The sequence below is a fragment of the Janthinobacterium sp. genome, assembly GCF_031995485.1.
In the GTDB taxonomy this organism is placed as follows: Bacteria; Pseudomonadota; Gammaproteobacteria; order Burkholderiales; family Burkholderiaceae_D; genus Janthinobacterium.
Map to the genome: position 1 here is coordinate 1 of NZ_DAMAGB010000079.1, position 11,497 is coordinate 11,497.

The 11,497-nt window shown below is 65.6% G+C and carries 13 protein-coding genes; 7 read left to right on the top strand and 6 right to left on the bottom strand.

From position 1 onward, the window contains the following. Both RTQ46_RS26590 and RTQ46_RS26595 read left to right on the top strand, forming a co-directional pair. The coding region (locus tag RTQ46_RS26590; RefSeq protein ID WP_312440616.1) for a Pls/PosA family non-ribosomal peptide synthetase at positions 1–2,967 on the top strand (2,967 nt) is incomplete at its 5' end. Further along, entirely contained in the window at positions 2,964–3,518 is a 555-nt protein-coding gene (locus tag RTQ46_RS26595; RefSeq protein WP_312440617.1) for a 4'-phosphopantetheinyl transferase superfamily protein, read from the top strand. The genes RTQ46_RS26590 and RTQ46_RS26595, both read left to right, overlap by 4 nt. A 74-nt stretch (positions 3,519–3,592) precedes the next feature. Here the strand turns inward: RTQ46_RS26595 and RTQ46_RS26600 are convergent, their stop codons facing one another. After that, positions 3,593–3,799: a hypothetical protein gene (locus tag RTQ46_RS26600; protein WP_312440619.1), complete on the bottom strand. Its 207-nt coding sequence runs from the start codon at positions 3,797–3,799 to the stop codon at positions 3,593–3,595. Between RTQ46_RS26600 and RTQ46_RS26605 the strand changes: the two genes are divergently transcribed. Next, entirely contained in the window at positions 3,798–4,706 is a 909-nt protein-coding gene (locus RTQ46_RS26605; protein ID WP_312440621.1) for a LysR family transcriptional regulator, read from the top strand. The genes RTQ46_RS26600 and RTQ46_RS26605 overlap by 2 nt on opposite strands. Here the strand turns inward: RTQ46_RS26605 and RTQ46_RS26610 are convergent. Then, a complete protein-coding gene (locus RTQ46_RS26610; RefSeq protein ID WP_312440622.1) occupies positions 4,691–5,368 on the bottom strand; it encodes a phosphoribosylanthranilate isomerase in 678 nt (225 codons plus the stop codon). The genes RTQ46_RS26605 and RTQ46_RS26610 overlap by 16 nt on opposite strands. A gap of 105 nt (positions 5,369–5,473) precedes the next feature. Between RTQ46_RS26610 and RTQ46_RS26615 the strand changes: the two genes are divergently transcribed. Further along, positions 5,474–5,701, top strand: a complete 228-nt coding sequence (locus tag RTQ46_RS26615; RefSeq protein WP_312440623.1) for a protein L — start codon at positions 5,474–5,476, stop codon at positions 5,699–5,701. A gap of 30 nt (positions 5,702–5,731) precedes the next feature. After that, on the top strand, positions 5,732–6,136 hold the full coding sequence (locus RTQ46_RS26620) for a hypothetical protein (RefSeq protein ID WP_312440624.1): 405 nt from the start codon (positions 5,732–5,734) through the stop codon (positions 6,134–6,136). Between the two features lie 65 nt (positions 6,137–6,201). On the opposite strand, the gene RTQ46_RS26625 is transcribed toward RTQ46_RS26620, so the two are convergent. Continuing rightward, positions 6,202–7,230 carry an RNA methyltransferase gene (locus RTQ46_RS26625; RefSeq protein WP_312440625.1) on the bottom strand — a complete coding sequence of 343 codons (1,029 nt, stop codon included), beginning with the start codon at positions 7,228–7,230 and terminating at the stop codon, positions 6,202–6,204. A gap of 19 nt (positions 7,231–7,249) precedes the next feature. Next, a complete protein-coding gene (locus tag RTQ46_RS26630) occupies positions 7,250–7,591 on the bottom strand; it encodes a zinc ribbon domain-containing protein YjdM (RefSeq protein ID WP_312440626.1) in 342 nt (113 codons plus the stop codon). A gap of 242 nt (positions 7,592–7,833) precedes the next feature. Here RTQ46_RS26630 and RTQ46_RS26635 point away from each other — a divergent pair, with 242 nt between their 5' ends. Further along, positions 7,834–9,279 carry an NAD-dependent succinate-semialdehyde dehydrogenase gene (locus RTQ46_RS26635; RefSeq protein ID WP_312440627.1) on the top strand — a complete coding sequence of 482 codons (1,446 nt, stop codon included), beginning with the start codon at positions 7,834–7,836 and terminating at the stop codon, positions 9,277–9,279. A 23-nt stretch (positions 9,280–9,302) separates the two neighbouring features. Here RTQ46_RS26635 and dmeF read toward each other — a convergent pair whose 3' ends face one another. Both dmeF and RTQ46_RS26645 read right to left on the bottom strand, forming a co-directional pair. Next, entirely contained in the window at positions 9,303–10,289 is a 987-nt protein-coding gene (gene dmeF, locus RTQ46_RS26640; RefSeq protein ID WP_312440628.1) for a CDF family Co(II)/Ni(II) efflux transporter DmeF, read from the bottom strand. Between the two features lie 11 nt (positions 10,290–10,300). Beyond that, positions 10,301–10,579, bottom strand: a complete 279-nt coding sequence (locus tag RTQ46_RS26645; RefSeq protein WP_312440629.1) for a metal/formaldehyde-sensitive transcriptional repressor — start codon at positions 10,577–10,579, stop codon at positions 10,301–10,303. A gap of 204 nt (positions 10,580–10,783) precedes the next feature. Between RTQ46_RS26645 and RTQ46_RS26650 the strand changes: the two genes are divergently transcribed. Continuing rightward, positions 10,784–11,497 (top strand): MCP four helix bundle domain-containing protein (locus tag RTQ46_RS26650; protein WP_312440630.1); only part of this gene is annotated, 714 nt, incomplete at its 3' end.

The window sequence follows — 11,497 nt, forward strand, 5'->3', positions numbered from 1 at the left end:
CTGCTGCCGCGCGGCGAAACGGGAGAGCTGTGCATTATCGGCCCGGGCCTGGCCGAAGGCTATCTGGGCCGGCCCGATCTGACGGTGGAAAAATTCCTGCCCAACCCCTGGAGCACGGGCGCTGACGATGCGCGCCTGTACCGCACCGGCGACCTGGCCCGCATCGACCCAGATGGCCAGGTACTGTGCCTGGGCCGCGCCGACGACCAGGTGAAGATACGCGGCTTTCGCGTGGAGCTGGGCGAGATCGAGGCCGTGCTGGCGCAGCAAGCGGGCGTGGGCACGGTGGCCGTCCTGCTGCGCAAGGACGACGGCATCGACCAGCTGGTCGCCTATATCGTCGGCAGCGATGACGCCAGCGATGAAGCATTGATTGCGAAGACCCTGCGCGCGGCGCTGAACCTGCACCTGCCGCCCTACATGGTGCCGGGCCGCTTCGAGCTGCTGCCGCTGATGCCGCGCCTGACCTCCGGCAAGATCGACAGGAAAGCCTTGAAAGCGACACCCTTGTCCGCCCCGCCGGCCGGCGAAGCGGGCGAGTCGGACTTGCCCGAAACGCCGGCCGAAGCGGCCCTGTTCGCGGCGCTGGCGCAGCTGTTCCCGGGCCAGCCGATCCTGCGCCATGCCGACTTTTTCAGCGATCTGGGCGGCCATTCCTTCCTGGCCGCGCGCCTGGCGTCCAGCCTGCGCGGCGATCCCCGCTATGCACACATGACCGTGCGCGATATCTATCACAACCGGCAAGTGGGCAAGATCGCCGCCGTGCTGGGCGACGCGCCGGGCCTGGCCACGCCGGAAGCGGAATGGACCCCGCCATCGCGCGTCAAGCGCTGGGTGTGCGGCCTGGCGCAGGCGGCCGCCGTGCCGGTGCTGGTCACCCTGCGCATGGCGCAGTGGCTGGCGCCGTTCTTCACCTATCACTACTTCACGGGCGACCCGGGCGACACCGTGGCGCGCGCGGTGGCCGCCTCGATCGGCGTATTCCTGCTGGCGACGCTGGGCGAGTTTGCGATTGCGATTGCCGGCAAATGGCTGATCGCAGGGCGCCTGAATGCCGGCAGCTATCCGCTGTGGGGCGTGACGTATTACCGCTGGTGGCTGGCCGACCGGCTGGTCGAATCGGCGCCCACCTATCTGCTCAGTGGCTCGTCGCTGAACAGCTGGTGGCTGCGCGCACTGGGCGCCAAAGTGGGCAAGGAAGTGGTGATCGGTTCGATGACCCTGCGCGCACCGGAGCTGCTGTCCATCGGCGACAACGTCAGCGTCGGCAATGCCGTCAATTTCGAGAACGCGCGCGTGGAGCGGGGCCGCTTGCTGCTGGGGCAGATCAGCATCGCCAATGACGCCTGCATCAGCTCGTACGCCATCCTGGAAGGCAATACCAGCGTGGGCGCGTTCGGCCACCTGGAAGGCCAGTCGGCGCTGGCCGATGGCGCAGTGGTGCCGGCCGGGCGCATCTGGACCGGCTCGCCGGCGCGCGATATCGGCCCGTTTGACGCAAGCAGCCAGCCTGCGCGCCCTGCCGTGAGCAAGGCCCGCCTGAGCGCCGAAATGCTGTTCTTCTGCTTCGGCATGGTGCTGATCGCGGTGCTGTTCTTTATGCCCGTATTCCCCAGCTTCGTGCTGATCGACTGGTTCGACGAGCGCGAGATGATGCCGTGGCTGCAGGGCCGCGACGCCACCACCCAGCTGGCCCGCTACTTCATTCTGGCCTTCCCCGCCAGCGCCGTGCTGATCGTGCTGACGGCGCTGCTGTCGGCCGCGATTCGCTGGGGCGCGCTGCCGCGCCTGAAACCGGGCGTGTCGGGCGTGCACAGCAATATCTATTGCGCCAAGTGGCTGGTCAGCCATATCCAGGAGTCGAGCCTGAACGTGCTGCACGGCATCTACGCCACCGTGTTTGCGCCGTACTGGTACCGCCTCTTGGGCGCCAAGGTCGGCAAAGGCGCCGAGATTTCCACCGCGCTCGGCGTGGTGCCCGACATGCTGACCCTGGGCGACGACACCTTTATCGCCGACGCCGTGATGCTGGGCGACGAGCAGATCGACGGCGGCTGGATGACCATGCGCCCCACCGTCATTTCGCACCGCAGCTTTGTCGGCAACGGCAGCTATATCCCGGACGGCACCATCCTGCCCGAGCACGTGCTGATCGGCGTGCACACGCATGCGCCGCGCAATGAACAGATGCATGGCGGCGACACCTGGCTCGGTTCCCCGCCGATGCACCTGCCGGCGCGCGAACAGGTCAGCGGCTTTGCCGAACACCTGACCTTCAGGCCGTCGCTGCTGCGCCGCCTGGGCCGCACGCTGATCGAGGCGTTCCGCATCGTCGCACCGCATGCGCTGGTGATCGCGGTCGGCTACACGCTGGTGCTCGACGTGATGCCGCTGGCCGGCGCCGGCCGCTGGAGCGAAGTGGTGGCCGATCTGGCGCTGGCCGGTCTGGCCTACGGCATCGGCAACTTCCTGCTGGTGGTACTGCTCAAATGGGTGCTGCTGGGCCGCTACCGCAAGCACGCGGCGCCGATGTGGACGCCGTTCGTCTGGCTGTCCGAAGGCGTGACCAATCTGTACGAAGGCATCGCCGTGCCCAACTTCATGCGCTACCTGCGCGGCACGCCGTGGCTGCCGCTGGCCTTCCGCCTGTTCGGCTGCAAGATCGGCCGCGGCGTCTACATGGACACCACCGACATCACCGAATTCGACTGCGTGCATATCGGCGACCACAGCGAACTCAATGCACTGACCTGCCCGCAGACGCACCTGTTCGAAGACCGCGTGATGAAGATCGACCACGTGGAAATCGGCCAGCGCGTCTACATGGGCCCGCGCAGCTCGGTGCTGTACAGCGCCAAAGTGGGCGACAACGCGCGCCTCGGTCCATTGACGCTGGTGATGAAGGGCGAGCATATCCCGGCCGGCAGCAACTGGGCGGGCTGCCCGGCGGCGCCGTTGCGGTCATGAGTTTTACGCGATATTGGCAAGGCGATGGCGTGCTGGTGATCGGCATCGCGGCTGTCCTGTTGCGTGCCGAAGCGCGGCCGTGCATTCGTCTTGCCGTGCGCGAGGCCGTGGCGCAGTGGCTGGCCATCGATATGGAGTCGATCAGCGTGGAATCGCAGCCCGGCCATGCGCCCCGTTTGCTGCTGCCGGGCCGCACTGCCTGGCTGTCGATCAGCCATGACGATGGCATCTCGCTGGCGGCCGTCCATCTGCATGGGCCGGTCGGCATCGATGTGATGCGCGTGCTCGCGGTTCCCGACTGGCACGAAGTGGCGCGCGATTATCTGGGGCCGCAGGTGGCGGCACAATTGCGCGCCTGTCCGGACGACCAGCGCCCGCTGGCGCTGGCGCAAGCCTGGACGGCGCGCGAGGCGGCGCTCAAGTGTGCGGGGCGCGAGCTGGCCGAGTGGGATGGGATGGCGTTGGGTTGCCATCTACAGGCTGTGAAAATGCAGGCCGGCTTTGTCGCAATGCTGGCAACCCCGGAGGCAGATACTGGGGTCGGACCCTGAGGGGGAATGCGCCCCAATGGGGAGCACTCCGATCGCTAGCGACCGACCCCGGCACCTCGAATCGGGTTCGCCTTTCAATCCTCCCCATCACGCGCCCTTCTGCCACAGCCGATCTGGACAAAAATCAGTTTGACGATAATACTGACGAGCACTCCCAGCACTCCGATCAATTCCAGCATGGCGTTTTCCCTGCAGTGATGGCGACCGGACCACTGTAACGTTTGCAGGCGCGCGCGGCCAATATCAAATATGGCGCCGACCGATCTCGAAAAGGCATCCATGATTTCCCTCAAACAGTTCCGCTACTTTGTCGAAGTCGTCGATGCCGGCAGCTATTCGCGCGCGGCGGAAAAGCTGTTTGTCGCGCAGTCGGCGCTGAGCCGGCAGATCAAGGAACTGGAAGGCGAAGTGCAGGCGCTGCTGCTGACGCGCGACGCGCGCCATGTCGAGCTGACCGCCGCCGGCCAGGTATTCTATGACCGCGCCCGGCGCATCCTGGAAGACATCGAGGAAACCGTGCGCCAGACGCGCCATGTGGGGCAAGGCGCGCAGGGCATTATCCGGTTACTGCATTCGAGTTCCGTCACGCTCACGCCCGCCATCGGCACGGTGCTGAACCGCCTGCTGGCGCAGTTTCCCGGCGTGTCGCTCGATGTGTCGAAGGGCTCGTCGGAGAACCAGGCGGCAGACATCGAGGAAGGCCGCGCCGACCTGGGCCTGGTGCGCCTGCCCACCTTGCGCAAGCACGCCAATATCGTCGTGCGCGAGCTGTTCCGCGAAAGGCTGGTGGTGGTGGTGTCGAAGGCGTCCCCGCTGGCCGCGCAATCGCACACCACCATCGCCGCCCTGCGCGACGAGGCGTTCGTGTCGATCCCGCACCAGGACCGCGGCGGCCTCAGCTACCTGGTGGCGGGCCTGTGCCTGGCGCAGGGCTTCTTTCCGAAAGCGGCGCGCGCGCTGTCGCGCAAGACCTCGCAGCTGAACCTGATCGAAGCAAACCTGGGCATCGCCATCGTGCCGGACGGCATGCGCCTGGCGGCGCCACCGGGCGTGCACTTCCTGGCGCTGCCGGAGGAAGAATCGTCATCCGTGGTCGGCCTGATCTCGCCGCGCGCCGCCAGCGGCATGGTGGCGGCGTTTACCGACGCATTCGTGCGCGAGATGGCAGCGGCTCACCCTTCCGCGTAAAGCACCGCATCGGCCTCGCGCACGGCCGACGTCAGGAGCGCCAGCTTCATGATATCGAGGCGGCCATCGGTGCGCACGCGCGAGCACAGGTCGATGCCGTAGGGCCTGACCTGCCGCAGCGCGCCGGCGACATTGCCGGCATCGAGGCCGCCGGCCAGGAATACGGGCACGGGACTGGCGCGTACGAAGCGGGCGCTGATGGCCCAGTCGTGGGTGCGGCCGGTGCCACCCAGCTCGGGCACCGCGCCGCACGGGCGGCCCGAGTCGAGCAGGAAGGCATGCACATGGGGGGCGTAGGCGGGGATCATCGCGAGCGCCCCGTTGCCTTCCACATGGATCACCTGCACCCGTCTGACATGGGGCACCAGCCGCGCCAGTTCGGCCACTTCGTGCGGATCGATATGATTGACGATCTGCACCGTGGTCGGTTGGGTCGCGGCGATATGGCAGGCGATGCGCGCCGCCGTCGTCTCGGCCGTCAGCAGAAAGGTGGACACGGGCGGCGGCGTCCAGGCGGCGATCTGCGCGATGCGGGCGTCGGGAATCACGCCGGGTCCGGACGGCATGGCCGCCACCAGGCCCAGCGCGTCGGCGCCGGCGGCAATCGCCAGTTGGGCTTCGTCGATCGAAGCGATGCAGCAGATCTTGATGCGGGTTCTCATGATGGCCAAGATTACAACATGACTGCACGCACACGGCCAGTCGTGCGGTCAAGCCTGCGCAAAATTGTGCCAGAATGGCTGCATCGCACCCTTCCAGAGGAACCTATGGCCGATTACAAGAATCCCACTTACGTGGCCCGTTCGATGCATCCGCGTTTCGATGAGCTGACTTCGCCCGGCGAAGCCGTGCCGTATTCCGGCATCTACCGTTGCGACGGCTGCGCGCACGAGATCGTCTCGACGGAAGGCCATGTGATGCCGCCGCAGAACCACCATCAGCACAGCAGCGACCAGGGACCGATACGCTGGCGGCTGATCGTCAGTCCGCGCTGACCGCGCGCGGTAGTGACGGGATGAACAGGCATGGCCGACTTTGAAATCCGCAAGGAGTGTCCGCCGCAGTTGTGCGACTGCGAACGCGAGCGCCTGCTGGGCGAGGGTCAGGCCGGCGCAGGCCTGGCCATCCTGCGCCTGAACCTGACGGAAGAAAAGCGCCTGCTGGCGCATATCGACACCATCGCCACGTATGAACAGCTGAAAAAGCTGGAGCACAATTTGCAGCGCAACCTGGGCGTGGTGCTGCGCATTGCGCCAGCAAGCGCCGAAGTGCGCAGCGTGCGCGGCTTCCAGATCCAGTTGCTGCAGCAGCCCGGCCTGTGCCGCAAGACGCGCGCGGCGATTCCGGCGGCCGTGCGGCGCTGCCTGGCCCGGCATCCGGAGATCGCGTTTGCGATCCTGGATGAAAACGATTTGCTGGGCGGGTTGTAACCCAACCGCAAATGCCGGGGTCGGACCCTCAGGGTCCGACCCCAGTTGTTGATTTCGGGGTTATTTCAGGCGGCCCGTATTTCAATCATTTTCCTGCCCTTCGCCTCACGCGCCCGCAACTGCCCGCAGCCGCCCTCCACATCCTGCCCCGCCGAATCGCGCAGCTTGGTCAGCACGCCGCGTTCGTGCAGGCGGGCGGCAATCGCGCGCGCCTTGTCCCAGCTGGGGCGCCTGAATGGCAGGTCATCGATGGTGTTGTACGGGATCATGTTCAGCACCGCGTACTTGCCCTTCAACAGTGCCACGATGCCGTCCAGCTCATCGTCGCCGTCGTTGACGGCCTCCATCAAGGTCCATTGGTACTGCACCGGGTAGCCGGTCAGGCGCGCATACGATTCGCCGAAGTCCACCAGTTCGCGCGGCGTCAGTTTGGGTGCGCGCGGCAGCAGTTGCTCGCGCAAGTCCGGTTTGGTGGTGTGCAGCGAGAGCGCCAGCGCCGGTTTGACCCGGCCCTGCGGCAGGCGCTCGAAGGCGCGCGGGTCGCCGACGGTGGAAAACACCAGGTTCTTGTGGCCGATGTTGCCTTCCGTGCCCAGCAGCTCAATCGCTTCCATGACATTGTTCAGGTTATGGGCCGGCTCGCCCATGCCCATGAAGACGACTTTCTTGACCGGCCGCATAGTGCGCGCCAAGACGACTTGCGCGATGATCTCGCCGCTGGTGACCTGCCGTATCAGGCCGTCGCGCCCCGTCATGCAGAACTGGCAGCCTACCGCGCAGCCGACCTGGCTCGACACGCACAGGCCATCGCGCGGCAGCAGCACGCTTTCCACCGTCTGCCCGTCGTGCAGGCCGACCAGCAGCCGCGCCGACCCATCGGCGCCGGGATGGCTGCTGAGCAGCCTGAGCATGCGCTGCAAGTCAGCGTCGAGCGCCGGCAAGGCCTCGCGTACCAGCAGCGGCAGGAAGTCTTCGGCACGGCGCCGTCCCTGGTCGTGCGGCTGCGCCTGTATCCAGTCGCGCAGCACGCGCTGTTCGTGCAGGGGCTTGGCGCCCAGCGCGCGCAGGCGCTGGCGGATGGTATCGATTTGCATGAAGAGGAACCGGAAGCGATCAGACCTTCTTGACGAACTCGGTCTTCAGACTCATCTGGCCGAAACCTTCGATCTTGCAGTCGATATCGTGGTCGCTGTCGACCAGGCGGATATTCTTGACCTTGGTGCCCATCTTGACGACGCCGCCGCCACCTTTCAGTTTCAGGTCCTTGATGACGCTGACCGTATCGCCGTCTTGCAGGATATTGCCGGCCGCATCGCGGTACACCTTGGCGCCCTCCTCCACCGCTTCGGCGGCGGTGGCCGACCATTCATGCGCGCACTCGGGGCAGACGAGATTGCTGCCGTCTTCGTAGGTATATTCGGATTGGCATTGCGGGCATGGAGGTAATGTGCTCATTCGTTTCTCAGTCTGGTGAACGGCGCCTGGCCGCAAAAGCCGACATTATAATTGCTACGCCGGCCATCGGCGGGCTTTTTTACGCCTTCACGTCAGCGGCCCGGCGACGGCAAACTATCGCCCTGCCGCTTTTTCAACGCGGTAGTACACTGGCGTTTTTTCGGCTGCCACCTGTCGTGCGTGCCATGCACGATACGCGGCCGGCGGCCAGACCGACTCACCACCGACAGGAGCCCCAAGCAATGACCCTCTCCAGCTATCCCGATACCCGCCTGCTGATCGCCAATCAATGGGTGGACGCCACCGGCGGCAAATCCATTCCCGTGCTCAATCCTGCCACCGGGCAGGCGATCGGCACGGTGGCCCATGCCGGCATCGCCGACCTGGACCGCGCGCTGGCCGCCGCCCAGCAGGGTTTCGAGACGTGGCGCGCCGTATCGGCGGCCGACCGGGCCGCCATCATGCGCCGCGCCGCCTCGCTGCTGCGGGAACGCGCTGTCGACATTGCCCAGCAGATGACCCAGGAGCAAGGCAAGCCGCTGGCCGAAGCGAAAGTTGAAATCCTGGCCGGCGCCGACATCATCGACTGGTTTGCCGCGGAAGGCATGCGCGTGTATGGACGCATCGTCCCGTCACGCAACCCGGCCGCGCAGCAGCTGGTGCTGAAAGAGCCGGTCGGTCCGGTCGCGGCGTTCACTCCGTGGAATTTCCCGATCAATCAGATCGTGCGCAAATTGTCGGCCGCGCTGGCGACCGGCTGTTCGTTCCTGTGCAAGGCGCCCGAAGAAACACCGGCCTCGCCGGCGGCGCTGATGCAATGTTTTGTGGACGCCGGCCTGCCGCCGGGCGTGCTGGGCCTGGTGTTCGGCGACCCGGCGGAAATCTCGGGCTACCTGATCCCGCACCCGGTCATCCGCAAGGTCACCTTCACCGGCTCCACGCCGGTCGGCAAGCAGCTGGCCGCACTGGCCGGCGCCCACATGAAGCGCGTGACGATGGAACTGGGCGGCCATGCCCCGGTGATCATTGCCGAAGACGCCGATGTGGCGCTGGCCGTCAAGGCCGCCGGCGGCGCCAAATTCCGCAATGCCGGCCAGGTGTGCATCTCGCCGACCCGCTTCCTGGTGCACAATGCGGTCAAGGCCGAGTTCACCAGCGCGCTGGTGAAACACGCCGAAAGCCTGAAGCTGGGCGATGGCCTGCAACAGGGCACCACGCTGGGGCCGCTGGCCAATGCGCGCCGCCTCGCCGCCATGGCGAAGGTGGTGGAAGATGCGCAGGCCAGGGGCGCCACGCTGGCCACCGGCGGCAGCCGTATCGGCGACACCGGCAACTTTTTCGCGCCGACCGTGTTTGCCGACGTGCCGCTCGACGCCAGCATCTTCAACGACGAACCGTTCGGCCCGATCGCCGGCATCCGCGGCTTCGACAGCCTGGAAGACGCCATCGTCGAAGCGAACCGCCTGCCGTTCGGCCTGGCCGGCTATGCCTTTACCCGCTCGATCAAGAATGCCCACCTGCTGATGAACCGCATGGAAGTGGGCATGTTGTGGATCAACCAACCCGCCACCCCGAGCGCCGAAATGCCGTTTGGCGGCATCAAGGATTCGGGCCATGGCACGGAAGGCGGGCCGGAGGCGCTGGAGTCGTACCTGAATACCAAGGCCGTGTCGCTCGTTGGCGTGTAGGCCGGCCGCGGCGGCGCCGTTGTTCAGGTCCGCCGCACGATTTCGATGGTGCTGTGGACGACTTCCTCGTGGACACCGATACGGGCGCGCAGCCGCTCCGGCGTCAGTGCCGGATCGCGGCTGAGCACCGACAGCGCGCACGAATACAGCTGCTTGCCGACGCGCCAGACATGCAGGTCGACGATGCGCGGCGTGTCACCGCCTTCTTCCACCTCGACCGCCTCGCGGATTTCCTGCACTACCGGATGGTCCATCTCTCGATCCAGCAGCACCCTGCCCGTCTGCTGCATCAGCTTTTTCGCCCACAGCGCCACCAGCACGGCGCCGGCAATCCCCATCACGGGATCGAGCCAGTTCCAGCCATACGCCCACGCGCCGGCCAGCGCCACGATGGCCAGCACCGACGTGGCGGCATCGGCCAGCACGTGGATATAGGCCGCTTTCAGGTTCAGGTCTTCGCCGTGGTCATGATGTTCGTGACCGTGATAGTCGTGATGGTCGTGATGACCATGATGATCGTGGCCATGCGCATGGCCGTGATCGTGATGCCCGCCCAGGATCAGCGCGCAGACCAGGTTTACCGCCAGGCCGAAGCCGGCCACCGCCATCGCCTGCTGATAGTGGATCGCCTGCGGCGACAACAGGCGCTCGCCCGAGGCGGCCACCATCAGCACGGCCACGCCCAGCAGCAGGATGGCGCTGGTATAACCGGCCAGGATTTCGATCTTCCAGGTGCCGAAGGCAAAGCGCGGATCGCGCGCATAGCGGCGCGAAGCCGCATACGCAAACGCGGCCAGGCCGATCGCCAGCGCGTGCGAGCTCATGTGCCAGCCATCGGCCAGCAGCGCCATCGAGTTGTACCACCAGCCGGCCACGATTTCCAGCGCCATGGTCGCCAGCGTGATCCACATGACGATGCGCGCGCGTCGCTCCGCCTTGCCATCGGTCGTGTCGAATATGTGTTCATGGGTCCAGGCGGACAGGTCTTCCGCCGCGTGCAGTTGCGTCATGATGGCCTCCCTTATTTGAGATAGGTGCGCAGGATGGCGACAATTTCATCGGCGCCCTGCGCCCGCTCGGCATCGCTGGCGATGGCGGGACTGGCCACGTGTTCGCGCAGATGCTCTTCGATGACCTCGGCCATCAGGCCATTGACGGCACCACGCACTGCGGCGATCAGCTGCAGCACGTCGTTGCAGTCGCGCCCGTCTTCCAGTCCCCGCTCGATGCCTTCCACCTGCCCCCTGATGCGCCTGACGCGATTGAGCAGCTTGCTTTTGTTCTTCGCTATGTGTCCCATGCCAACTCCGCAAAATATACTATAGGGGGGTATGCTATCAGATGTGCTGAGATATTGAAAATGTTGCTGCCGTGACTCATATCGAAATTGATATTAAGCAATAAGAATTATTGATTGGATAAATAATCCGGCGAGGCCTACCATCATCCAACTGCAGGGGCATTGCCACCGTGCGGACCATAAAAATATCAGGAGACTCGTCACATGAAATTCAATGATTTGAAAATCGGCCGCCGGCTGGGCGTCAGCTTTGGCGCCATCATCGCCCTGCTCCTGATCCTGGCGCTGGTGGCCATTACGCGCGTCAGCCAGCTGGGCAGCGAAATCCGGCGCATGAACGAAGACCATTATCCGAAGACCGTGCTGGTGCACGCGGTCAAGGATGACGTCAACGAAACCATGCTTGCCATGCGCAATATCTTCCTGACCGTCGACGCGGAACTGGCCAGCAAGGAAGTGCAGCATGTGGAGCAGATCGCGCGGCGCATCGGCACGGTGGTCGGCAAGCTCGAGCAGTTGCCGGCGTCGGCCGATGGCCGCAGCCGCATTGCGCAGCTGAACGCGGCGCGCCAGCAGTTCGACAGCGTGCGCAAGGACGTGCTCAAGCTGGTGGCGGAAGAGCGCAAATTCGAGGCCAAGACGCTGATGCTCAAGCAGCTGCAGCCGCGCCAGCAAACCTACTTCGCGGCGCTGGAACAACTGGTCAGCTACCAGACCGGCCTGATGGAAGCGGCCGGCCAGGCGTCGGTAAAACAGGCCGAGCAGACCCGCCTGATTATCGTGCTGCTGTCCGCCGGCGCCGCGCTGGCCGGCATCCTGCTGGCGATCCAGGCCAGCAACAGCATCACGCGCCCCCTGCTGCAGGCCCTCGGCGTGGCGCGCCAGGTGGCGGCCGGCGACCTGACCAGCAAGGTGACC